The sequence below is a fragment of the Dickeya dadantii NCPPB 898 genome, from assembly GCF_000406145.1.
Taxonomy (GTDB): domain Bacteria; phylum Pseudomonadota; class Gammaproteobacteria; order Enterobacterales; family Enterobacteriaceae; genus Dickeya; species Dickeya dadantii.
In genome coordinates this window covers 479,325-502,193 of sequence record NZ_CM001976.1, presented here as the reverse complement: position 1 = coordinate 502,193, position 22,869 = coordinate 479,325, and the positions used below count along the sequence as shown (strand labels likewise).

Here is a 22,869-nt window from a genome sequence, read left to right as displayed (position 1 = left end):
GAATGTAATTTATGATGGCGCCAGTTATCTACTAACTCGGAAACAAACCGATCTGTTAGTAACACTATCGGAAAAAGCCGGCTGGAAAGACCCTGAATTGTTCTACATCACCGTGATGTCAATCATCGATCTTATCGCCGCCACTCTCGCTTATGTAGCGATAATAAAACTCTGGCGCTATTACCACGCCTCACGCGCAGCACGTCAGGCTTCATCGAAATAACCCAGCCATTTATCACGCTATACCTTGCCGCCGGTCTGAAAACGTTGCCGGTAACCGCTCGGTGTGACGCCAAACGCCTGATGGAACACCACGGAAAAATAGTTGCTGTCGTCAAAGCCGCATTCGGCCGCCACTTCGCTGATGGTCTGGCGATTGTGGCGCAGCAGCTCCATCGCCCGGCACAACCGCAACTGGCGCAGGTACTGCGCGACGCTCATGCCGGTCTGCTGTTTGAAGCGGGCGCGCAGGCTGCGCATGCTGATGTCGTGTAGCCGGCAGAAATCCTCCAGTCGGAACGGTCGGGCGATGCTGGCGCGTAACGCATTCATCAGCAGGTCCAGCTGTTGGGCATCCGCCAGTTGCGTGCTGCCCGGTGCGTAGCGGTAACGCAACGCCAGCAGCGCAATCTGCAACAACAACACTTCGCTGAGCTGCAACGACAGCGGGTCTGACTTCATGCACTCCTGCGTCAGATTTTCCACTTTGTCGCGCAAGCTATCCATGCTGTGGGTCGCCAGCCGCCAGTAGCGTTGCTGCTGCGGCACCTCGCCGCCCGGCAGCAGGTTTTGCCAGTCGGTGGGCAGCGTCAGGCGGTCACGGATATAGAGAATATTGTCCAGCTCCAAATCATGCACCGATTCATAGCTATGACGATCGCGGGCGGAGACATAGAACAGGTCGCCGCAGGTAATACGGTAAGGCACATCATTCCACAGATGCAGGCCGTTACCGCGCCAGACGATCACCAGTTCGTCGAAGTCGTGATGATGCAACGGAAACGCCGGCTGCGGGCTGCGCTCCGCCACCGTGACCGTATTCTTGTCGGTAAGAAAGTAATCTTCCGTTCGTAACTTCAACCCGCGGGATGGCACAGCCTGTCGCCCCTATAACGTTAGTCCTCATACTGCGCCTGATGGCGCAACGTTTTGGGGGCCAGCGCAAAGGCTTTGCGAAACTGCGTGGAAAAATGATTGCTGTCGCTGAAGCCGCAATCATGGGCGATGGTGGTGATGGAATCATCGCTGTGCTGCAACCGTCGCCGGGCCTCCAGCAGCCGCAACCGGTTCAGATAGCGCTGCGGCGTCATGCCGGTGTGCTGCTTCAGTTGCCGGTGCAGCGTACGCAGCGACAGCGAAAAGCGGTCCGCCAGCGTATCCCAATCCACCTCTTCACAAAAGTTGTGCTGCAACCACCCCAGCAACGCCTGAATACCCTGCCGTTCGCTGCCGTCGCCCTGCGTCTGGAAACGCTTTTGCCGCAGCAGTACCAGAATCTGCAGGAACAGGCTTTCGCTGGCGGCGATATCCTCCGGCTGATCACGGCGCGCCAGCGCCGCCAGTTGCAGGATCAACTGTTTGACCTGCTGCTGGGCGGCGACGTTCACCTGCCATTGCCCCAGCCACTCGCCATTAGCGCCATACGGCAGAAACGGCGCGATGTCCGACAGAAAGCGAAACCCGCGCGGCGACCGATACAGCACATTGGTCAGGTGCAGTTCCTCTACCTGTTCAAACAGATGGCGATCGTTGTCCCGTACGAAAAACACCGCCCCGCTGCATAACGCGAAGGGTTGATCGTTGAACACGTGCACACCGGCGCCCTGCTCCACCAGCACGATCTCCCAGAAGTCGTGATAATGCCCAGGAAAGGCGCATTGCGGCATACGAGGCTCCACCGCCACCGTCGCCGCCTGCGAAGCAAAAAATTCATCGCCATGAAGTTGTGTCATGTCGCGTTCCTCCCCTCATCCTGACGCATCCGCATGTCCGGATAGTAGTCAGAAGGCAGGCCCCCGCGCCTTAAAATAGCGCCGCGACATCGCCGTCGCGAGGTCATTTTTTCAAGATCCGGCGGTTAAATCACTGAAATGTGTGCAGGATCACAAGCGTTTACCACCCGTTATTAGCGGGTTACAAGCCGGCTATCGCCATAAACTGTGAGCTGATTCACAGTCAACTTTGCCATTTTGCCAGCCCCATTTTGCAGATGGCACTCACCCAAAGGTGCCGCCGCGCCAACTCTCCTACACTGCCGGACACAGTCACAAACACACCATAACTAAACACTCCATAACTACACGCACCATAACGACAACGGAGGGAACGGCAATGGCGGTTAAGCATTACGTAGCGGTCGATCTCGGCGCTTCCAGCGGGCGGGTGATGTTGGCGTCGCTGGAGACGGGGACCCAGCGGCTGACGCTGGAGGAAATCCACCGTTTCAGCAATCCGCTGCGGCTCTGGCAGGGGCATCATCTGTGGGATCTGGACGAACTGGAGCGCCAGATTCGCCACGGACTAGAAGCCGTCGACGCGCGCGGCGTTCACCCCGTCAGCATCGGTATCGACAGCTGGGGTGTAGACATGGTGCCGCTGGACCGGCAAGGCAACCGGCTGGGCCTGTCTTACTCCTATCGCGACCACCGCACCGACGGCCAGATGGCGCACGTCATCGCCGAACTGGGCCGCGAGCGCCTCTACCGGCAGACCGGCATCCAGTTTCTGCCGTTCAACACCCTTTACCAACTGCGGGCGCTGCGCCAGCAGGATCCGGACGTCTGGGGGCAGGTGGCGCACCTGCTGATGATCCCCGACTACTTCCACTACCGGCTGACCGGCCGGATGGCGTGCGAATACACCAACGCCAGCACTACCCAGTTGCTGAATCTGGACAGCGGCGACTGGGACCGCGGCCTGCTGGATTATCTGGGCGTGCCGCCCAACTGGCTCGCCGCGCCGCGCCAGCCGGGCCACCGGGTGGGTGAGTGGATCGCGCCCAGCGGCCGCGCCGTACCGGTGGTGACGGTGGCGACCCATGATACCGCCAGCGCCGTGGTCGCCACCCCGCTGACCGACGCAGACAGCGCCTACCTCAGCTCCGGCACCTGGTCGCTGATCGGCATGGAAAGCCGGGAACCGTTAACCGGCCCGGCGGCGCTGGCCGCCAACATCACCAATGAAGGCGGCGTCGGCGGCCGTTACCGGGTGCTGAAAAATATTATGGGACTCTGGCTGCTGCAACGGGTGTGTCAGGAACAACAGGTCGCGGACCTGCCGGCGCTGCTCGACGCCGCGGCGGCGCAGCCGGGGTTTGTCAGCCTGATCAACCCGAACGACGAGCGGCTGATTAATCCGCCGTCGATGAGCGACGCGCTGCGTGAATGCTGCCGCGAGCACGGCCAGCCGGCGCCCGCCACCACCGCCGCGCTGGCGCGCTGCATTCTGGACAGCCTGGCGTTGTCCTACCGCCAGGGCCTGCTGACGCTGGGCGAGCTGCGCGGTGCGCCGCTGCGCCATCTGCATGTGGTAGGCGGCGGCAGCCGCAACGGCTTGCTGAACCAACTGTGCGCCGATGTTTGTCAGGTGCCGGTGCTGGCCGGGCCGGCCGAAGCCTCCACCCTCGGCAACATCGGCTGCCAGTTGATAGCACAGGACGAAGTGGCGAATCTGGACGCCTTCCGCCGCCTGCTCGCCGACAACATCCCGCTACAACCGTTTATCCCCCGACAGGATTGTGATTTTGCTGGTCACTGGCGCCGTTTTCAGGCGCTGTGCCAGGTTAACGAGGAGCTCACCGTATGAATACCGCGATAGAAACCGCCTGGCTGCTGGCCAGAGAACGTTACGCCCGGCTGAATATTGATGTGGATGCCGCGCTGCGCCAGCTGGATCAGATTCCAGTCTCCATCCACTGCTGGCAGGGCGACGATGTCGCCGGCTTCGAGCAAGACAGCGGCGCGCTGACCGGCGGTATTCAAGCCACCGGCAACTATCCCGGCAAAGCGCGCAACGCCACCGAGCTGCGCGCCGACCTGGAGCAGGCGTTTCGCCAGATCCCCGGTCCGAAACGGCTCAATCTGCACGCCATCTATCTGGAGTCGGAGACGCCGGTGGCGCGTAACGCCATCGAGCCGCAGCACTTCAGCCGCTGGGTGGCCTGGGCCAAAGAACATCGACTGGGACTGGACTTCAACCCTACCTGCTTTTCGCACCCGCTTAGCAGCGATGGCTTTACCCTGTCGCACCCGGATGAAAACGTGCGCCGTTTCTGGATTGAACATTGTCAGGCCAGCCGCCGTATTTCCGCTTATTTTGGACGTGAACTGGGCACCGCTTCGGTAATGAATATCTGGATCCCGGACGGCATGAAGGATCTGACCGTGGATCGGCTGGCGTTCCGTCAGCGGCTGCTGGCATCGCTGGACGAGGTGATCGCCGAAAAACTGGACCCTGCACACCACATCGACGCGGTGGAGAGCAAGCTGTTCGGGCTGGGCGCGGAAAGTTTTACCGTCGGCTCCAGCGAGTTTTATCTGGGCTACGCCACCAGCCGCCAGACCGCGCTTTGTCTGGACGCCGGTCACTTCCATCCCACCGAAGTGATTTCCGACAAAATCTCCAGCGCCAGCCTGTTCGTACCGCGCCTGCTGCTGCACGTCAGCCGCCCGGTACGCTGGGACAGCGACCACGTGGTGCTGCTGGACGATGAAACCCAGGCCATCGCCCACGAAGTCGTACGCCACCGGCTGTTCGACCGGGTGCATATCGGGCTGGATTTCTTCGATGCGTCCATCAACCGCATCGCCGCCTGGATTATCGGCACCCGAAACATGAAAAAAGCGCTGCTGCGCGCGCTGCTGGAACCCACCGATACCCTGCGCACGCTGGAGCAAAACGGCGACTACACCGCCCGGCTGGCGCTACTGGAAGAGCAGAAATCGCTGCCGTGGCAGGCGGTGTGGGAACACTACTGCCAGCAGCATGACGTCACGCCCGGCAGCGACTGGCTGCAGTCCGTGCGTCACTACGAAAACACCGTTCTCTGTCAACGTTAATCTGTCAACGTTAAGGATTCACCATGCAATCACTACTCACTTCCTGGTTTGTACAGGGAATGGTCAAGGCCACCGGCGACATGTGGCTCAAAGGCTGGGATGAACGCAACGGCGGCAACATCAGCCTGCGCCTGACCGAGGACGACGTGACGCCGTTTGAAAGCGACTTCTATCCGCAGCCGCGGCGCGAAGCGCTGTCCCAGCCGATGCCGGAACTGGCGGGCTGCTGGTTTATCGTCACCGGTTCCGGCAAATTCTTTCGCAACGTCCAGCTGGATCCGGCCGACAATCTGGTGCTGTTGCAGGTAGATGACGACGGCCGCGGTTACCGCATCTTCTGGGGGTTGAGCCACGGCGGCTTGCCGACCTCGGAACTGGCGGCGCATTTTCAGTCGCACATTGTGCGCATGAACGTCAGCGGCGGGCGGGACCGGGTAATCATGCACTGCCACGCCACCAACCTGATCGCCCTGAGCTACGTGCTGGAGCTGAACAGCGCGGCGTTTACCCGCGAGCTGTGGGAAGGCAGCACCGAATGTCTGGTGGTGTTCCCGGACGGCGTGGGCATTGTGCCGTGGATGGTGCCGGGTACCGACGCCATCGGCAGCGCCACCGCCGAGCAGATGCAACACCACTCGCTGGTGCTGTGGCCGTTTCACGGCATCTTCGGCACCGGTCCGTCGTTGGATGATGCCTTCGGGCTGATCGACACCGCCGAAAAATCGGCGGAAGTGATGGTCAAGGTGCGCGCGATGGGTGGGAAAAAACAGACCATCTCCACCGAAGAGCTGATCGCACTCGGCCAGCGGTTTGGGGTCACGCCGATGGAGTCCGCCTTACGTTACGTGTCGGGTAAATAGCGCCGGGCCGGGTAAGCGGCGCTATGCCGAATGTGTATGACAATCAGGACACCATGCGGGCAGAAACGCCGTCGGGGTTCACTGGTAATGGTGAAAGCAGGCGGAACCCTGCCGTCGCGCGCTGCCGGCATGGAACACAGGGATGTTTCCCGCCGAATGCGGGCCACTGTCACTGTCCACAGTGATAGCGAGCAACAGTGATGGCGAGCAACAGTGATGACGAGCAATAGGATGATGAACAACAGGATGACGAACATGTTGAAAAAAGCCTTTGTGATGCAGGTCTTCCCGGATTGCCACGAGGAGTATCAGCGTCGCCACAGCCCAATCTGGCCTGAGCTGGAAGCGGAACTGAAAGCGCACGGCGCACACCACTACAGCATCTTTCTCGACCCGGCGCGCAATCTGCTGTTCGCGTATGTGGAAATCGAATCGGAAGAACGCTGGAACGCGATCGCGCAAACCGACGCCTGCCAGCGCTGGTGGAAATACATGAAAGAGGTGATGCCCGCCAACCCCGACAACAGCCCGGTCAGCACCGAGCTCAGTCCGGTTTTTTATCTGGCATAAATAAAGGCTGCGCGCTTTAATCGACGTGGCCGCCGCTGGCGGTCATTCGCCGTGAAACCGGGCATACGTCTCAGGTTTAGGGGATTAAATAAACGATGAGCAATGCAGGCGGCGGCAATTATTGCCCATTCTGACGAGGCGCGTGCCGTAATACCAACACCGCCTGTGGTTATAATTTACGCGACCAATCATACAATTATCTATTTTGTATGAAACCATCCTCTTTCATCGGCCCCTTTCTTTTTTATTGAGCCGTACAGAAGGTGATTTTTCACACCTGAAATATCAGACAGACCACTGGCTGGCGGAGAAATAAAATAGCAAATCAGTTAGCTGATTAAACATAACATTATGAAATATATTGTTATTTATTATTTTCACATCGACTATTCTTTGTTTGTTCATAAAAAAGAAAAAAAAATCACAAACGATCATCACAAAACCACCATTCCAAAAATAAAAAACAATTCACCAAAATGACGACTCGCCCCATGAAGGGAATAAATTTTTGAATTACCCTGCCGTTATTAAAGATACTTTCCCTTGCCAAGAACAAAAATTATGAAAAAATTCTCGCAATTAACCGTCTTTTCCAAACTGCTGTTCGGTTTTTCCGTGCTAATCGTGATGATGCTGCTGATTGGCGCCGTTTCCATCTACCAACTCAGCGCCAATAATGGCCGTATCGACGCTTACCGCGACAGTCGCCTGCCAGGGGTGCGCTATACGCTGGAAATGCGTGGCGTACTGTCTGAACTGCGTCTGCAGCAGATACAGTACATCTCCTCTAAAACGCCCGATGAGCGAGAGGGTCACCGCAAGGAACTGTTGCAAAATCAGGACGTGTTTCTGAACGCTCAGGCCAATTACGCCAAACTGGTGAAAAGCGACGCGCAGGACAAACAAGCGCTGTTCAGCCAGGTAACGGATAATTTCAAGAATTTCGTGGACGTCAACGCCAAGGTGATTGACGCGGTCAACAGTGAAAAACTGGACGATGCCAGCAAAATCAGCGGCGCGGTTTCGGCTAAATACCGCACCCAGTTGATGAAGGATCTGGCGAAGCTGGTGGAAATGGAGATCGCCAGCGGCGACCAGGCCGCCGTTGAATCAGCAGAGGGTTATCGCACCGCGCTCTATATTCTGTCCGGTCTGCTGCTGCTGGCAGTGATCGCAACCGGCATTATCGCCACCCTGATTGCGCGCAATCTGTCCCGTCAGCTCGGCGGCGAGCCGGCTTACGCGGCATCGATCATGAACCAGATCGCCGCCGGCAACCTCAATACATCCATTATGCTACGCGCCGGCGACACCCAGAGCATGCTGGCCACCATGAAGAACATGAATGAGAAGCTGGCCGACATTATCCACAACATCGTCAACGGCAGCGAATCCATCTCGCTGGCGGCCAGCGAAATCGCCCAGGGCAACAGCGACCTGTCGCAACGCACCGAAGAGCAGGCGGCGTCGCTGGTGCAAACCTCCTCCAACATGCAGCAGATCACCGAAACCGTGAAACGCAACGCCGACAACGCCCATCAGGCCAGCGAACTGGCGCGTCAAACCTCGCAAACCGCGGTGCACGGCGGCAACGTGGTGGACGACATGCTCAAGCGTATGCATGAAATTTCCGACAGCTCGCAGAAAATCGTCGATATTATCTCGGTGATCGAAGGCATCGCCTTCCAGACCAACATTCTGGCGCTCAACGCCGCGGTAGAAGCGGCGCGAGCCGGCGAGCAAGGCAAGGGGTTCGCCGTCGTCGCCGGGGAAGTACGTAATCTGGCGCAAAAGAGCGCCAACGCCGCCAAAGAGATCAAAACGCTGATCGAAGGCACGGTGGAGAAAATTACCGATGGTTCCCGCCATGCCGACACCGCCAGCCAGGCGATGGATGAAATCGTCAGTTCGGTCACCAAGGTGACCGACATCGTGGCGGAAATTTCGATGGCGTCCAACGAACAGCATCAGGGGATCAAGGAAATCGGCGTCGCCATTGACCAAATGGACCGCGTGACCCAACAGAACGCGGCGCTGGTCGAGCAGGCCGCCACCGCCGCCCAGTCCATGACGGAACAGGGTGAGCAGTTACGCGACTCCGTTCGCTTCTTCCGTCTGGAAGCACAGCAGTCCCCGCTGCGCCTCGGTTGAGCCATCCCACCGGGTCGTCACGTCGACGGCCCGGCCTTCCTTCTTATCCTTTCGTATCGGGTTTCAGGTCCGCATTATTTACATGTCGTCGGGCAGGGTTTTCAGCGCCTGAGTGAGCGCGTCAGCGGTCTGGCGTAGCGGCGTCAACAGGGTTTCCTCATCGATTTGGCGCAGTTTGGCTGACGAGAGCGAGAGCGAAATGGCGTAATTCACGCGCTGATGCGCATCGAATACCGGCGCCGCCATGCAGGACACCCCGACTTCATGCTCTTCCCGATCGAACGCCACCCCACGCTGGCGCACGTCTTCCAGTTCCCGCGCCATATGTCCCGGATCGGTAATGGTATACGGAGTCAGCTTGCGGATATGCGGCTGATGGCGGCCCCAGTAGGAAAAAAGCGCGTCTTTGGTGTCGTCAGCCAGAAACAGTTTCCCCATCGCCGAGCTGAATAAGGTCATTTGCTGCCCGAGGTAAGCGCGGGTACGCAACATGCCGGTGGTAGGTTCTAGCTTGTGGATCAAAATGCAGTAGTCGCCATCGCGCCTGGAAAAATTGACGGTTTCTCCGGTCGCGGCGTTCAGCGCCTGCAACGGCGGCGCAATCAGCCGGATCACCTCCGGCGGCGCCAACGATGTCAGGCCAACAGTAATGAACCGGGTGGTCAGACGATAACTGCCCGCAGCGGGCGCCGGGGTGACGTAGCCACACGCCTGCAATCCCTGCAACAGGCGATGCACGGTGCTTTTATTGAGCCGGGCCAGCCCGGCCAAATGCGCCAGCGGGCACCCATTCGGGTAATTGCTTAAAATCTCAAGCAGCAGAAATCCCCGCAGCAGGCTTTGGTTCCCGGCGGGTTTATCATGACCGTGCGACGCCGTTCTCATGCATCGATCCCTCTGGCTGAATATTAACGTCTATCGATACCATGATTCGGCACAATATGACGTGATCTCGGCCCGCTCCGCTTCACATCGCCAGAAAAAAAGCGGCATGGCGAGACCAGCAATAGTCAGGCCAACCAGGGATGCCAGTCGCTGAATCGCGCGCGAACCTGCGGATCCAGCAGGGTCGGGTCGCCATTCACCTCCCCAGCCAGCTTAGCCAGAAAATCCACCAGCCAGGACGCATTGGCTTCGGCGATGCGTTTACCTTCCGCCGTATTCATGGTTTCCGGCAGGCGCATCAGTTTGACGCGGAAGTGATCCAGCGTGTAGAGGCGATCGTCCAGTTCACGCTCACAGGCGAACAGATCCTGCGGATCAAACAGCGGCCGTCCCATCATGCCCGCCACATAAAACACCCGCGCCAACCCCAGCGCACCGAGCGAATCCAGCCGGTCGGCATCCTGTACGATTTTGGCTTCCAGCGTTTGTGCCGTAATGCCGGCGCTGAAACTGTGAGCCTCGACGGCATGAAACAGCGCCGGGTACAGGGCGTAGGGAAAATCGGGGAAATCCAGCGACAGAATGCGCACCGCCTCTTCCGCCGCCATGCGCGAGGCCCGGCTGCGATCCGGGTGATTTTTCGGGATTAAAACAATGTCATGCAGCCAGGCGGCGGCGATAATCACCCGCAGGTCGCCCCCTTCCGTCCGCTGAATGTGCCGGGCGCTGTTCGCCACCCGCACCAGATGGTGGTGATCATGCGCACTATCCACCGAGTCCGCCAGATACCGGGCTACGTACTGACTGAGTGCCTGCTCAAAACCAAGTAAATCCATGCCGCTCTCCTGCACCAATCCATTTACACCACTACAGAATAACTAAAAAGTAATGACAACAACATGACTGATGCGGCAACGCATTTTTCAATATTGATAATAAGCGGTAAAATTATTTTAACCAAAAAATGTTTATTACCCGTTTTGTCAATAAATAAACATTTACTTTCCCGACGACACATTATTATATTTAGGCGCTTATACGGTGCCGTAGCGTTTATTTTTCGTTTCCGCTTACGTCATTTTTTTAATTTACAAAACATGACCTGATATACCCTAAATAATTCGAGTGGCAGGACAGCGGCGACGCAGCGAATCCCCTGGCGCAGACACAGTAAGCGACTGGGATGGGCGAGGAAAACCGAGGTGCCGCGGCTTGCAGTATGACGGGTAATATTGTCAGGGGTATTTACTCCATGAGTCCGGTTTTGCTTTTTTTTCTTGCATTGGTGTTTATCGCTGATGGTTTGATGGTGTTCCTGATCCCGGTGTTGGTCTACGCCGAAACCCAAAGCCTGACTTACTCCGGCCTGGCTTACACGCTATGGTGGTTGCCGCGCATCGTGTTGATCCCGGCGCTTGGCGCGCTGATTGATCGCTGGGGCGTTCGCCCTGTTTCCATCGCGTCCGACGCGGTCAAGGCGTTTGGCTGTCTGTTGCTCTGTCTGGTGCTGAATTTTGCCGAACAACCGCTGACGCTGGCGCTGGCCTGTGGGCTGCTGGGCGCCGCAGTGTCCATCGGCAACGCGCAAACCCTCACCGCGGTGGAAAAGCTGATCGCCGCCCACAGCCGCCACATTGATCGGGACGCTAACCTGCTGACCCGGCTGGATTTGCTCGGCATGGTGCTGGGACCGTTGATTGGCATACTATTGTATGAATACGGCTTTCTGACGCTGCTGTATATCGCCGCCACATTCTATTTATGCAATGCTTATTATTTCCTCACCTCTCGCTTGTTTTCTTTTACCCCGGAACCGTCGCCGGAAAATAAAGCCAACCCGCCTCACTCCGCGCAAAAAAAATTATTCCCATTACTAATGATAATCAGAAGTCCATTTATTATTTTGATGATCGTACTGGCGGCGGGAAATAATATGTTCGATGGACTGGTGGAGTCCGCCGGCGCCGCATTGATCGAAACCCAGATGGGGTTATCAGTGAAATATTTTGGTTTCATTGATATTTGCGCCGGCGCGGCAGGATTTTTATCCACGCTGGTTTATGGCGCGGCGCTCAATCGCGTGAGCCGGGAAGCGCTGCTGGCGGCGGGACTCGGCCTGATTGTCATCGCCTCGTTGCTGCTGACCACCACGCTCGACCACCTGGGGCCATTTCTGACGTTCTACGCGCTGGGCATCGTCGGTAAGGTCTTCACCGGCAATATCATGCGCACCCTGCGCCTGACGCTGATTCCCTACGAGCGGCTGGCCAGCGTTTCCTCGCTGATCCTGATGCTGAACCAGTCGGTGCTGCCGCTAATGGGGCTGTTCCTGTTTTTGTCCGAACGCTACGGCTGGCCGCTGACCGGGTTCATGCATATCGCCATTGCACTCTCGCTGCTGGCCGGCATCGGGTTATTGCTCGCCCTGCGGCGCAAACTGACGGACACATCGCTGTCGTCGCCCCGCCCCGATCACTCCGGATGATGCTACGTTCCGCCACGCCCGCTGACGGAACGTATCAATGTATGTCCAACAGTATGAAAATTTTATAAAAATGAAGCAGCTTCCACTCTCTCTTCCCTTTCCCGCGCCGGTGGTTGCAGGTGGCATAGCAGCGGCAGCGCGCGCGGAATCAGGGCAGCCGCCTCAGCTGGTAACACGAATTCATACAATCACATCCGGTAATCACCGCACAGAATGCAAAAAATAGGCACGTCTGGTTACGAATCCGCCGCCGCCACGTTACCCACAACACCATGCCATGCACTTAAGATGGTTACGCGATGATTGCCGTGTTCGCCGTTGGCGGCCGTGGCGACAGCGATATGGCGCCTTTGCCTTCTTACTTTCAACCACCTGGAGACAATATGTTACGGACAATGTGTCTGGTAGCCTGCCTGATCAGCACCAGTGCGCTGGCAGCAGAAAGCGCCGATCTGGCATCACTGGTTAACCAACGCCTCGGCTACATGAAAGATGTGGCGGGCTACAAAGCGGCTCATCACCTGGCGATTGAGGATCTGCAACAGGAGGACAACGTACTGAAAGCCAGCCGCCAGCAGGCGACGCAGTACGGGCTGGACGCCGATTCGGTTACGCCATTTATTCAGGCGCAGATGGATGCCGCCAAGGCGATTCAGTATCGCTACCGCGCCGACTGGCTGGCGGTGCCGGAGAAAGACTGGCAGCCGCGCTCGCTGGACGAAGTGCGCGCGCAGATAGCCAAACTGAACGGCGTGCTGCTGCAACAACTCGCTGATACCCTGCACAAACAGGGCGGCAGCCTGAGCCATCTGAATCACGCGGCGTTTATGCACGCCGTGACCCAGAAGAACCTCAGCGAGCACGACAAGGCGCGGCTGTTCACCACCCTGAAGCAGGCCAAATTACAGAATTAATCCCCAGCGGCGCGCCAGTCGTGCGCGCCGTTTTACGCCGTCCGCACCCCCCTTTATCCACCATCAGGCGCATCGTTCTGGAACAGGCCGTGTTATGTTGACAAAAATTGCGTCATACTCATTTAATGCGCAATTTTGCTGCGTCAATACGACTTACTTGTTTCCTGTAGAGACTCGACCGCCATGAAAACCAAAACCACCGCCGCCGATGGCCCGGACGACAAAAACGCCAATCTTGACCGTTTTGACCTCGCCATCCTGCGTTATCTCCAGTCCGACGCCTCCATCTCCAACGTGGCGCTGGCGGAAAAGGTCAAACTCAGTGCGCCAGCCTGTCTACGACGGGTGGAGCGGCTAAAACAGGTCGGGTTGATCAAAGGCTATGTCGCACTGCTGAACCCGCAGGCGCTGAATGTCGGGATGGTGGTGTTAATCGGCGTGGTGCTCGACCGTTCCACCCCGAAAAGTTTTGAAGATTTTGAAGCGGCGGTACAGAAAATCAGCGGCTGTATGGAGTGCCACGTGGTCACCGGCGAGTTCGATTACATTCTGATGATCCGCACCAAAGACAACCAGAGCTTCAATAAACTGCACGCCGAACAACTGCTGTTCCTGCCGGGTGTACGCCAGATCCGCTCCTTTATCGGCCTGCGGGAAGTGTTGTCGACGACACAGTTGGTGTTTTAAGGGTGGGGAAGCCGGGCCGTATCCCGCATATTTTTCCAAATACATTAATCAGCCAAAGCTTCAATGCGCTGAAGCCAACTGTGAAAATGAGGACACTGCTGACGCATGCTGTCCAGCCCAATATCAGCCGCAATCAGCGGGCCATGTAATGTTTTTTTGTATGTAGGGATAGTCGCCAGAATACGTTTAGACGGCGCAGTTTGCGGGCTGTTATTGATCTGTTCAGGCGTAGGAAACTCGGCTTTCATTGCCAGGAGTTTTTTTACCGGGGTTTCGTCATCGATCCAATCAATAAACTTTTCAGGCTGGCAAAACAGCAATGCCTCGTATTCATGCACGATAAAATTCGCGAGAAAATTAGGCAGATTGATATCTTGTTTAAATGCCTGCTCCAGACGAGCAATTCTGACGTAAATATCAGCATGTTGAGCCGGATTCTCATCCAGCCCCGGAAAATCCGTCGGTAAACCGTAGTAATCTATCATGGTTGTCACCCATGCCTGCGGATCTTGCTTACACAATCGTTCTATCTGATGTTTCACCTTGCCATAACTCACTATACCGCCTTTATACCCCCGGCTGGTTTGAGCAAGGATTGGCGTAAAGTAAATTTGTTGATACGCAAAGGCCGGCGCCAAAACATCACGGACAAAGGTTTCTTCTGTTTGTTCTTCCACAAAGATATTGACCCGAATCATCGTTGTGGCCTCCCGCCCAACAGATTTTTCGTCCACAGCTCACCCAGACTATAATCACTCAACCACTCTTCCAATGAGCCAGACTCAAGCCGTTTGAATGTTGACGCGCCACCTTTCTTATCAACGACAATCAGATCTTCCGCATCAAATTCATTTACCAATTCTACCGACTGGGTTGAGATAATGAGCTGATGTTCGTGACTGGCGCTTTTAATTAAACCTGCCAGCACGGCAATCGCATATGGGTGTAAACCCAGTTCTGGTTCATCTACGATGATCGCACTCGGTTTGTACTCTTCTGGTTGCAATAACACCGTTGCCAGGAGAATAAAACGCAAACTACCGTCCGACAGTTCATTGGCTTTGAACGGAACGTCCTGCTCTTTTTCTGTCCACTCAAGCTGAATAGTATCAGGGTTATCTGACGTGGGTCGCAGGTAGAAATCACCAAAAAATGGTGCAACCATCTGAATACTTTTAACGATTCGCTTATAGTGTGCAGCATGGTTTTTTTGCAACCGGTACAGGAACGCCGCGAGATTCGCACCGTCCTCTCTTAAATAGTCATTATCATTAATGCGGTGGATCTGCTTTACACGGGCTGATTCGCTGGTGTCATGAAAGTGGTAGACACGCCAGCGCCGCATAATTGGCAATGTGTACTTTTTAATACCGGTGTTGTGTTCTTCTGCCCGTGACTCGAAATGACCAGCAACAACACCTTTATCACCGCTCATGTTCCACCATAAAGCTTCACGTGAAAACATCATCCGGTTGTCATTGGTTGGCTCAAGTTCGAACTTATAACCGTTATTGCCAAAATAAAGTTCACCTTTCAGATGTGGCGTCTTTTTACGCCCGAAATGCAACATGGCATCAGGCCCGCCAGCCTTACTGACTAGCGATTGCAAACGCTGGTCAAGTAACGTCGCAATCAAACGGAAAAAACTGATAAAGTTCGATTTACCTGCACCATTCGCGCCAATCAGCACATTGAGGCTGCCCATGTGCAACTCACAACGTTCAATAGACTTGTAACCTTCAATCAGCAACTTACTGAGCTGGTCAGGATTGGTCACGTGTTTCATAAACGATTACCTTCTGTTGGTAAATTTAACCGCCAACGAATTTTGAATAAGGGGGTAAGTAGAGTATCCGTCGCTAACCTGATGCGGGTTCATCGCAACACAAGCCCCACAATCGTCTGAATCATTGAGTTTTCAGCTTTGCCTTCCTGCGCCGGCCTGTTCTGAGTACATCATTCAAACTCCTTGCGAGTGACCCGCAACGGCTCAAATTTCTTATCAGAATGTTGAGCAAGGAAATCACTGACAGCTTGCCTGATAAGCCAGGAGACAGACAACCCATTCATATCAGCCATCTCTTGCAACGACTGAAGCTGTTCGGCGGTTAAAGAAACTGTAGTACGAGTTGATTTCATAGCGGGGATTTGAACTGTAGCATCACATATATGAATAATGCATCATTTTGATGTAAAAGTCTGTTATACCACTAAAAAAGGCCGCTTTTGCGGCCGCTGTTGAAACCAATGCATGCAAATATTGCAACACATTATCAATGTCTAGAGCCTGTGACCTAATCTGCTGACAAACAGCCCCATGGTTTTGCTATTGGCGAACTTATGTCATGGTCCAGACGCCACTACGGCAATCAACCGTTACGGAAAATATAGCTGTAAGCACTCAGCGCCGGGGCGCCGCCGAGGTGGGCGTAGAGCACTTTGGAGCCTTTCGGGAATTCGCCGTTGCGCACCATGTCGATCATACCGTGCATGGATTTACCCTCGTACACCGGGTCGGTCAGCACCCCTTCCAGACGCGCGCACAGGCGAATGGCTTCCAGCGTGCCGTCGTTCGGCAAGCCGTATTCCGGGCCGCCGTAGCGGGTATCCAGCACCACGTCTTCTTCGGTGATGTCGCGGCCCAGTTCCACCAGCCCGGCGGTGTTCTGCGCGATGCGCAGGATCTGCGCCTTGGTTTTTTCCGGCTTGGCGGAAGCATCAATGCCGATCACGTTGCGGGCACGCCCGTCGGCGGCAAACCCCACCACCATGCCCGCCTGAGTGCTGCCGGTAACCGAGCACACCACGATGTAATCGAATTTGAAGCCCAGTTCTTTTTCCTGCTGGCGGACTTCTTCGGCAAAGCCAACGAAGCCCAGACCACCGTACGGATGCTCGGAGCAGCCGGCCGGGATCGGGAACGGTTTGCCGCCGTTCTGCGCCGCTTCTTCCATCGCCTGCTGCCAGCTTGCACGGATGCCGATGTCGAAGCCGGCCGGGTCAAGACGCACGTCGGCGCCCATAATGCGCGACAGCTCGATATTCCCCACCCGGTCGTACACCGCGTCGGCGTAATTCACCCAGTTTTCCTGCACCAGAATACATTTCATGCCCAGATGCGCCGCCACGGCCGCCACCTGACGGGTCTGGTTGGACTGCACGCCGCCAATCGACACCAGCGTGTCACAGCCCTGCGCCAGCGCTTCCGGAATCAGGTACTCCAGCTTGCGGGTCTTGTTGCCGCCGAACGCCAGACCGCTGTTGCAGTCTTCACGTTTGGCATAAATTTCCACATCGCCGCCCAGATATTCACTCAGGCGTTTCATCGGGGTAATCGGCGACGGTCCAAAAGTTAAGGGGTAACGCGGAAATTTTTCCAGGTTCATAGTCAGGCTCCGGTGGCTAACGTGGCTCAATCAGACATCAAATGACCGCTTTCCGACAGGAAAACCGCGTCATCGCTTAACCCTGATACTACACAAAACCTTAATGATTTAAATTGCGTTTTTATTTGTTATTTTTATAAAAAATTAACAATTTTTATTTTTTATAAAACTTAAAGTAAAAAATAAAACAAAAATACGAAATAAAATTAAATGTCGAATCAGGGGGTGAAAACGCACGCCGTTCAGCGCAGCAACAGCCCGAAATCCTGCCGGCATTGCTGGTCATACTGCTGCAACGCCTGCTTCAGGAAGGCAAAAAAACTCTCCAGAATGGCGGTACGGGGCTTGCCCATCTCGGTTTGCAACTGCAAGGTACGCTGGCTCAGTTGATCCAGATTGACCGCCTTCATCGTCAGGCCATCGCGCCGGGCGCTGCACAGAATGGAGAAATGACTGCACACGCTGACCGCCCCCGGCGTAGTGCGGACATATTCATACAGAGCGGAGAAATGGTTGCAGGTGAACACCGGTTCGATAAAGACGTTGTTCATCCGGCAGGAGAGATCAAACAATTGCCGGATAGTGGCCGATTGATCCGGCAGTACCACCGGCCAGGCGTTAAGGTCCGCCAGTTGGAAATCCCGATTGGCCAGCGGATGGTCTTGCGCCATGAACACCAGTGCCGGCGCGGGAAACGACGCCAGCACCGCCACGCCATGTTCCGGCGCCAGGCTGAACTTGAGGGCGACATCGCACTCGCCATTACGCAGTAGTTCCGGCACCTGTCGGGCGCTGCCGACCGTCAGGTAAAAATTGACGCGAGGATGCTGCTCACGAAAGCGCGCCAGCAGAGCGGGCAGCAGATTGAAAGCCAGCCCGTCGGTGCAGACCACCCGCAAGGTGGTCTGGCGCGCCGATTTCATGCCTTCGATCTCCGCCATCGCCAGTTCCATGTCGGCCATGCTGCGCCGCACATGATTCGCCAGAATGTGCCCGGCGTCGTTGAGCACCATACCGCGGGTGCTGCGCTCGAACAGCGGCATGCCCAGTCGGGTTTCCAGCCGCTGGATCTGCCGGCTGATGGCGGACACCGCCACAAACAGCTGCTGACTGGCGGCGCTGATGGAGCCGGCGTTCACCACCGCCATAAAGTAACGAATTTCGCTGTTATGCATGGATCATCTCCGAGAGACAGAATCTATCGGATACGTCATGCCATCACATTCAGAATCCGAGAGGGTTTCGGGCGTATTAACCTCATATTTTATCGTTAATATTTCTCGCTCCGCCCGACACAGGGAGGCTCAAACGCCGCCTCCCTGTGAACCCGGGCTTGCTGGCTAAATTTTGCCGCTAACGCGGTACCTTCGGGATAGGTGACCGCTTAACGGGCCTCTCGTGACGCGCTCCCGGCGCGGCACGAGTTTTCGCCGCATAATGCGGCTCACCCTACGGCCACCTATCCCTCAGCAAAATTTTTTACGCCAGAAGGCAACACGCGCCACTATCAAGATATGAGTGATATCTACGGGCTCACACAGTCATATGGGTTCACACAATCACATGTTGTTCTCTTAACTTCTTTACCCCATAGCCCTCTTCCGCCAGATCCCAAAACAGGCCGCTCATGATTTGCAGCGCTTCGCGCGCCACGTCCGCCAGCAGGTGTTCGTTGGGGGCGTGCTGACAGCAGGCGGGATAGGAGTGTGGCACCCACAGCGTCGGCAGGCCGAGCGTACGCAGGAAGCAGGCGTTGGGCAAGCCGCCGCCGAAGTTGGGCAGCACCGCCGCCTGCTTGCCGACCGAGCGTTCGATGGAATCCACGCCCCAGCGTACCCAGGGGTCGTCCGGGTCGATGCGGGTGGCTTCAAAACAGTTATCCGGTTTGACGATCGCCACATCCTCAAACCCGCAGGCATCAAGACGGCGGCGAATGTGTTCGGCGAAATTCTCGACATCGCTGCCCGGTACGTAACGCATATGACATTGGGCGCGGGCGCTGGAGGGAATGGCATGTTCCGGCTTGTCCGGGTTGCCGGTGACGAACGCCAGCACATCCAGCGTGTTCCAGCCGTATACCTTTTCCGCCGCGTTCAACCCCGGCTCGCCCCAGTGCGGATCGATAGCCGGGTCGCTCGGCGCGCCGCCCAGTTCCAGATCCGACAGCGCGCGGCGGATCGACGCCGACAGCGGCGGCGGCAGCAATTCCGGCACCAGAATGCGGCCGTTGGCGTCCACCAGGCAGCCAATCGCATGCGCCAGCCGGATGCCGGGGTTACTGAGCAACCCGCCCCAGTTGCCGGAATGGTGCGCGCCGTCGCGCAGCGTCAGCTGTAAGCCGAAGTTGAACACCCCGCGCGAACCGAGAAATAGCGTCGGCCGGTCGGCGGAGACGCGTGGGCCGTCCGAGGCGATAAACAGATCCGCCGCCAGCCAGTCGCGGTACTGCTGGCACACCGCCTCCAGGCCGGGAGAGCCGCACTCTTCGCCCATTTCCAGAATCAGCTTCACGTTGTAGCCCAGCCGGCCGCCGCGCGCGTTCAACACCAGCGCCAGCGCCGCCAGATTGATGGTGTGCTGGCCTTTGTTGTCGGCGGTGCCGCGTCCGTACCAGCGGTTGCCGTCCGGCGTCAGCGTCCACGGCGACAGCCCGCTGCGCCAGCGCGATGCATCCCCCATCACCACATCGCCGTGGCCGTAGGTCAGCACCGTCAGCGCCGCATCCGGTTCAATACGCCGCGCCAGCAGGAATGGCCCGCGCTCCGCCACCGGGTTGGGGACCACCTGGCACTCGAACCCCATCTGGTTCAACTGCGGAATCATCTCGTCGGTCAGGTAGCCCATCAGCGCCGGCGCGCGATCCGCGTTCTGGCTTTCGGTCTGGCAAGCTACCCGGCGCGCCAGCGCGCCACGGAATGCGCCGGATTCGAAATACGCCGCCGCGGCTTGCATCATCTCTTCACGTGTCATCGTCTGTCCTTTTTTATTCACGTCATACCGGCTTTACGGCTTACGCCACGCCAATGTCCGGAATGCCCAGTCCCGGCTCCGGCGTCAGTACCGACGCCAGCAGCGCGCGGGTATAAGGATGCTGCGGCGCGCCGAATACCTGCTCGCGGGTGCCCTGCTCCACAATGGTGCCTTTACGCATCACCGCCACGTGATCCACCAGATATTCCACCACCGACAGGTTGTGGCTGATGAACAGATAGGTCAGGCCGAACTCTTTTTTCAGCGTCAGCAGCAGATTGAGGATCTGCGCCTGTACCGACACATCCAGCGCCGAGGTCGGCTCGTCGCAAATCAGGATCTCCGGCTGCAGGATCAGCGCGCGGGCGATAGCCACCCGCTGGCGCTGGCCGCCGGAGAGTTGTCCGGGATACTGACCATGAGTACGTTCCGGCATCCCCACCACGTCCAGCATCTCGCGCACCCGCTGTTTGCGCTGTGTCGGGGTGCCGATGTTGTGCAGCCGCAACGCCACCTCCACGATATCCGCCACCGTACGGCGCGGATTAAGGGAAGAATAGGGATCCTGAAAGATCGGCTGGATACGCGATGCCAGCTCGCGGCGATCGCCGGCGTCGATCTCGCGCCCTTCGATCAACACGTTGCCGGAGGTCGGCGGCAGCAGGCCGAGCAGCATTTTCGCCAGCGTGCTCTTGCCGCAGCCGGACTCGCCCACCAGCCCCAGCGTCTCACCCCGGCGGATGCGCAGCGACACGTTGTCCACCGCGCGGATTTCGCCGGGCCGGGAGAACAGCCCGCGATTAAGCCGGAACACCCGGCTGAGCGCGCACAGCTCCAGCGCGATATCGTCGTTGCCCGGAATGTGCGGCAGCGGACGGCCGCGTTCTTCTGTCATCTGACTCATACCGGCTCCTCCGCCATCAGCGCCTCGACACAGCGCACCGCATGTTGATCCGTCACCGAAACATAGGGCGTGTCCTGCGCGCAGCGATCGCGGCACTGACTGCAACGGTTGCGAAACGCGCAGCCGTGCTGCGGGCCGATCAGGCTCGGTACTACGCCGGGGATGGCGTGCAGCGGCTCACCCGGCACGGTGCGCCCGGCCACCGGAATGCACTCCAGCAGCCCGCGGGTATAGGGGTGACACGGCTGGTGAAACAGCTCCCTCACCGGCGCGGTTTCCACCACCTGCCCGGCATACATCACCGCCACCCGGTCGGCGATGCGCGCGACCACGCCAAGGTCATGGGTAATGAAGATCACCGCGGTGCCGAATTCCTGCTGTAGCTCGCGCAGCATCCGCAGGATCTGCGCCTGAATGGTGACGTCCAGCGCGGTGGTCGGTTCGTCGGCGATGATCAGCTCCGGGCCGCACATCAGCGCCATGGCGATCATGATGCGCTGGCGCAGGCCGCCGGAGAGCTGGTGCGGGTACTGCCGTAGCCGCTCCACCGCCATCGGGATGCCAACGCGCTCCATCAGGTACACTGCGCGTTCACGCGCCTCGGCTTTCGATACCTTGCGATGCGCCAACAGCGTTTCGCACAGTTGATCCCCCAGCGTGAACGACGGGTTGAGCGAGGTCATCGGCTCCTGAAAGATCATCGCCATCTGGCTGCCGCGCAGCGCCGTCCGTTCGCGCGGGCGCAGCGACAGCAGGTCGGTATCGCGAAAGCGCAGCGTATCGGCGCTGCGTACCGCGTTGCGCGGCAGCAGGTCCATCAGCGCCAGCGAGGTCATCGACTTGCCGCAGCCCGATTCCCCCACCAGACACAACATTTCGCCGCGCCGTACCGAAAAATCGATGCCGCGCACGGCGTGCAACGTGCCGCGCGGCGTCGCCAAATCAACCCGCAGGTTTTTCACTTCCAGCACGATTTCGGCCTGTCCCTCGCTCGGCCCTCCGGCCGACGGGTTGGCCCTAACGGTAGTCTCAATCGTTGTATGCATAGCGTTATCCTCAGAGCCTAAGGCGCTCAATTGCGCCCGTCCAGCGCGGTCACATCGCGCAACCCGTCACCCACCAGATTGATGCTCAGCACCAGCAGCGCCAGCACCACGCCCGGAATCACAATCACCCACGGCTGGAAGAACATGTAGGCTTTACCTTCCGCCACCATCAGCCCCCAGGACGGCATCGGCGGCTGCACCCCGAGGCCGAGAAACGACAGCGTCGCCTCCAGCAGGATGGCGTGGGCGATTTCCAGCGTCGCCACCACCGTGAGCGGCCCCAGCAGGTTGGGCAGAATCTCCCGCAGCATGATGAACAGCGACGAGGCGCCGAGCGTCTGGGCAGCGGCGATAAACTCCGCCTCGCGCAGCTGGCGCGTCACCGTGCGGGAGACGATCAGAAAGCGGTCCCACAGCAGCAGGCCCAGCAGCATGATCACCACCTTGACCGAACCGCCCACCAGCGAGGCCAGCGCCAGCGCCACCAGAATCACCGGCATCGACAGGCGCACGGTGAGAAGATAGCTCACCGCCGCGTCCACCCGGCCGCCGAAATAACCCGCCAGCACCCCGAGCGCAATGCCGATGGTGCCCGCCAGCATCACCGACACCAGCCCAATGGTCAGCGACACCCGCGCGCCGAACAGCAGGCGGCTGAAGTAATCCCGCCCCAGTTTGTCGGTGCCGAGCAGATGTTCCCAACTGCCCTTGTCATGCCATACCGGCGGAATCAGCCGGCGGCTGACCTCCTGCGCGTAGGGGTCGTGCGGGCTGATGAACGGCGCCAGCACCGCCAGCAATATAATCGTCCCCAGAATCACCAGCCCCAGCGTCATGCCGTGGTGGCCCAGCACCTTGCGCCGCCAGCGCCGCCACGGTCCCGGCTCCGGCAGCAGGCCCGGCTGCGGAGCGGGTTTCATCATCACGGCCAGTCGTGCCATTGCAGTTTTCATC

The 22,869-nt window shown here is 57.9% G+C and carries 21 protein-coding genes; 8 read left to right on the top strand and 13 right to left on the bottom strand.

Translation table 11 applies throughout. The annotated features are described in order from the left end of the window. Positions 1-240: 240 nt before the first annotated feature. Positions 241-1,095, bottom strand: a complete 855-nt coding sequence (gene rhaR, locus DDA898_RS02775) for an HTH-type transcriptional activator RhaR (RefSeq protein ID WP_038900177.1) — start codon at positions 1,093-1,095, stop codon at positions 241-243. A gap of 20 nt (positions 1,096-1,115) precedes the next feature. Then, on the bottom strand, positions 1,116-1,952 hold the full coding sequence (gene rhaS / locus DDA898_RS02770) for an HTH-type transcriptional activator RhaS (protein WP_038910140.1): 837 nt from the start codon (positions 1,950-1,952) through the stop codon (positions 1,116-1,118). A gap of 379 nt (positions 1,953-2,331) precedes the next feature. Here rhaS and rhaB point away from each other — a divergent pair, with 379 nt between their 5' ends. From rhaB to DDA898_RS02745, 5 genes are all read left to right on the top strand, one after another. Further along, positions 2,332-3,804: a rhamnulokinase gene (gene rhaB, locus DDA898_RS02765; RefSeq protein ID WP_038910139.1), complete on the top strand. Its 1,473-nt coding sequence runs from the start codon at positions 2,332-2,334 to the stop codon at positions 3,802-3,804. Next, entirely contained in the window at positions 3,801-5,057 is a 1,257-nt protein-coding gene (locus DDA898_RS02760; RefSeq protein WP_038910138.1) for an L-rhamnose isomerase, read from the top strand. The genes rhaB and DDA898_RS02760 overlap by 4 nt, the downstream gene beginning before the upstream one ends. Positions 5,058-5,080: 23 nt before the next feature. Further along, positions 5,081-5,917 carry a rhamnulose-1-phosphate aldolase gene (gene rhaD / locus DDA898_RS02755; RefSeq protein WP_038910137.1) on the top strand — a complete coding sequence of 279 codons (837 nt, stop codon included), beginning with the start codon at positions 5,081-5,083 and terminating at the stop codon, positions 5,915-5,917. Positions 5,918-6,172: 255 nt separating this feature from the next. Next, a complete protein-coding gene (rhaM, locus tag DDA898_RS02750; RefSeq protein WP_038910136.1) occupies positions 6,173-6,487 on the top strand; it encodes an L-rhamnose mutarotase in 315 nt (104 codons plus the stop codon). Positions 6,488-7,048: 561 nt separating this feature from the next. Continuing rightward, complete coding sequence (locus tag DDA898_RS02745; RefSeq protein ID WP_038900173.1) at positions 7,049-8,638, top strand: methyl-accepting chemotaxis protein; 1,590 nt, start codon at positions 7,049-7,051, stop codon at positions 8,636-8,638. A 78-nt stretch (positions 8,639-8,716) separates the two neighbouring features. Here DDA898_RS02745 and DDA898_RS02740 read toward each other — a convergent pair whose 3' ends face one another. Both DDA898_RS02740 and DDA898_RS02735 read right to left on the bottom strand, forming a co-directional pair. Continuing rightward, the gene (locus DDA898_RS02740; protein ID WP_013316167.1) at positions 8,717-9,523 is read right to left on the bottom strand and encodes an IclR family transcriptional regulator; all 807 of its coding nucleotides are present in this window, start codon (positions 9,521-9,523) and stop codon (positions 8,717-8,719) included. A gap of 125 nt (positions 9,524-9,648) precedes the next feature. Continuing rightward, complete coding sequence (locus DDA898_RS02735; protein WP_033111566.1) at positions 9,649-10,359, bottom strand: HD domain-containing protein; 711 nt, start codon at positions 10,357-10,359, stop codon at positions 9,649-9,651. A gap of 416 nt (positions 10,360-10,775) precedes the next feature. On the opposite strand from DDA898_RS02735, the gene DDA898_RS02730 reads away from it, so the two are divergent. The 3 genes from DDA898_RS02730 to DDA898_RS02720 all read left to right on the top strand — a co-directional run bounded on the left by DDA898_RS02730 (position 10,776) and on the right by DDA898_RS02720 (position 13,609). Beyond that, entirely contained in the window at positions 10,776-12,008 is a 1,233-nt protein-coding gene (locus DDA898_RS02730) for an MFS transporter (protein WP_038910134.1), read from the top strand. Between the two features lie 383 nt (positions 12,009-12,391). Further along, positions 12,392-12,922 (top strand): chorismate mutase, encoded by a 531-nt coding sequence (locus tag DDA898_RS02725; protein ID WP_038900171.1) that lies wholly within the window; start codon positions 12,392-12,394, stop codon positions 12,920-12,922. Positions 12,923-13,105: 183 nt separating this feature from the next. Then, positions 13,106-13,609: an Lrp/AsnC family transcriptional regulator gene (locus tag DDA898_RS02720; protein ID WP_033111564.1), complete on the top strand. Its 504-nt coding sequence runs from the start codon at positions 13,106-13,108 to the stop codon at positions 13,607-13,609. A 44-nt stretch (positions 13,610-13,653) separates the two neighbouring features. Here DDA898_RS02720 and DDA898_RS02715 read toward each other — a convergent pair whose 3' ends face one another. The 9 genes from DDA898_RS02715 to DDA898_RS02680 form a co-directional block, all read right to left on the bottom strand. Continuing rightward, positions 13,654-14,307 carry a DUF4276 family protein gene (locus tag DDA898_RS02715; protein ID WP_038910133.1) on the bottom strand — a complete coding sequence of 218 codons (654 nt, stop codon included), beginning with the start codon at positions 14,305-14,307 and terminating at the stop codon, positions 13,654-13,656. Next, positions 14,304-15,395 (bottom strand): AAA family ATPase, encoded by a 1,092-nt coding sequence (locus DDA898_RS02710; protein ID WP_038910132.1) that lies wholly within the window; start codon positions 15,393-15,395, stop codon positions 14,304-14,306. Before DDA898_RS02710 ends, DDA898_RS02715 begins: the two co-directional genes overlap by 4 nt. Positions 15,396-15,565: 170 nt before the next feature. Next, positions 15,566-15,748 carry a ribbon-helix-helix domain-containing protein gene (locus DDA898_RS21935; RefSeq protein WP_071604491.1) on the bottom strand — a complete coding sequence of 61 codons (183 nt, stop codon included), beginning with the start codon at positions 15,746-15,748 and terminating at the stop codon, positions 15,566-15,568. Positions 15,749-15,978: 230 nt separating this feature from the next. Continuing rightward, complete coding sequence (locus tag DDA898_RS02705) at positions 15,979-16,995, bottom strand: 1-aminocyclopropane-1-carboxylate deaminase (protein WP_013316160.1); 1,017 nt, start codon at positions 16,993-16,995, stop codon at positions 15,979-15,981. A 242-nt stretch (positions 16,996-17,237) separates the two neighbouring features. Continuing rightward, positions 17,238-18,170, bottom strand: a complete 933-nt coding sequence (locus DDA898_RS02700) for a LysR family transcriptional regulator (protein ID WP_013316159.1) — start codon at positions 18,168-18,170, stop codon at positions 17,238-17,240. Positions 18,171-18,546: 376 nt separating this feature from the next. Continuing rightward, positions 18,547-19,965, bottom strand: coding sequence for a M20 family metallopeptidase (locus tag DDA898_RS02695; protein WP_038910131.1), 1,419 nt, complete (start codon positions 19,963-19,965; stop codon positions 18,547-18,549). 40 nt (positions 19,966-20,005) lie between these two features. Next, on the bottom strand, positions 20,006-20,869 hold the full coding sequence (locus DDA898_RS02690) for an ATP-binding cassette domain-containing protein (RefSeq protein WP_013316157.1): 864 nt from the start codon (positions 20,867-20,869) through the stop codon (positions 20,006-20,008). After that, on the bottom strand, positions 20,866-21,915 hold the full coding sequence (locus DDA898_RS02685) for an ABC transporter ATP-binding protein (RefSeq protein ID WP_038910130.1): 1,050 nt from the start codon (positions 21,913-21,915) through the stop codon (positions 20,866-20,868). Before DDA898_RS02685 ends, DDA898_RS02690 begins: the two co-directional genes overlap by 4 nt. Positions 21,916-21,941: 26 nt before the next feature. Next, on the bottom strand, positions 21,942-22,868 hold the full coding sequence (locus DDA898_RS02680) for an ABC transporter permease (protein ID WP_038910129.1): 927 nt from the start codon (positions 22,866-22,868) through the stop codon (positions 21,942-21,944). Position 22,869: the final 1 nt, after the last annotated feature.

Coding starts and splice junctions, on each gene's coding strand:
- rhaS (WP_038910140.1), bottom strand. CDS start 1,952: ATGACACAACTTCATGGCGATGAATTTTTTGCTTCGCAGGCGGCGACG.
- rhaB (WP_038910139.1), top strand. CDS start 2,332: ATGGCGGTTAAGCATTACGTAGCGGTCGATCTCGGCGCTTCCAGCGGG.
- DDA898_RS02760 (WP_038910138.1), top strand. CDS start 3,801: ATGAATACCGCGATAGAAACCGCCTGGCTGCTGGCCAGAGAACGTTAC.
- rhaD (WP_038910137.1), top strand. CDS start 5,081: ATGCAATCACTACTCACTTCCTGGTTTGTACAGGGAATGGTCAAGGCC.
- rhaM (WP_038910136.1), top strand. CDS start 6,173: ATGTTGAAAAAAGCCTTTGTGATGCAGGTCTTCCCGGATTGCCACGAG.
- DDA898_RS02745 (WP_038900173.1), top strand. CDS start 7,049: ATGAAAAAATTCTCGCAATTAACCGTCTTTTCCAAACTGCTGTTCGGT.
- DDA898_RS02740 (WP_013316167.1), bottom strand. CDS start 9,523: ATGAGAACGGCGTCGCACGGTCATGATAAACCCGCCGGGAACCAAAGC.
- DDA898_RS02735 (WP_033111566.1), bottom strand. CDS start 10,359: ATGGATTTACTTGGTTTTGAGCAGGCACTCAGTCAGTACGTAGCCCGG.
- DDA898_RS02730 (WP_038910134.1), top strand. CDS start 10,776: ATGAGTCCGGTTTTGCTTTTTTTTCTTGCATTGGTGTTTATCGCTGAT.
- DDA898_RS02725 (WP_038900171.1), top strand. CDS start 12,392: ATGTTACGGACAATGTGTCTGGTAGCCTGCCTGATCAGCACCAGTGCG.
- DDA898_RS02720 (WP_033111564.1), top strand. CDS start 13,106: ATGAAAACCAAAACCACCGCCGCCGATGGCCCGGACGACAAAAACGCC.
- DDA898_RS02715 (WP_038910133.1), bottom strand. CDS start 14,307: ATGATTCGGGTCAATATCTTTGTGGAAGAACAAACAGAAGAAACCTTT.
- DDA898_RS02710 (WP_038910132.1), bottom strand. CDS start 15,395: ATGAAACACGTGACCAATCCTGACCAGCTCAGTAAGTTGCTGATTGAA.
- DDA898_RS21935 (WP_071604491.1), bottom strand. CDS start 15,748: ATGAAATCAACTCGTACTACAGTTTCTTTAACCGCCGAACAGCTTCAG.
- DDA898_RS02705 (WP_013316160.1), bottom strand. CDS start 16,995: ATGAACCTGGAAAAATTTCCGCGTTACCCCTTAACTTTTGGACCGTCG.
- DDA898_RS02700 (WP_013316159.1), bottom strand. CDS start 18,170: ATGCATAACAGCGAAATTCGTTACTTTATGGCGGTGGTGAACGCCGGC.
- DDA898_RS02695 (WP_038910131.1), bottom strand. CDS start 19,965: ATGACACGTGAAGAGATGATGCAAGCCGCGGCGGCGTATTTCGAATCC.
- DDA898_RS02690 (WP_013316157.1), bottom strand. CDS start 20,869: ATGAGTCAGATGACAGAAGAACGCGGCCGTCCGCTGCCGCACATTCCG.
- DDA898_RS02685 (WP_038910130.1), bottom strand. CDS start 21,915: ATGCATACAACGATTGAGACTACCGTTAGGGCCAACCCGTCGGCCGGA.
- DDA898_RS02680 (WP_038910129.1), bottom strand. CDS start 22,868: ATGAAAACTGCAATGGCACGACTGGCCGTGATGATGAAACCCGCTCCG.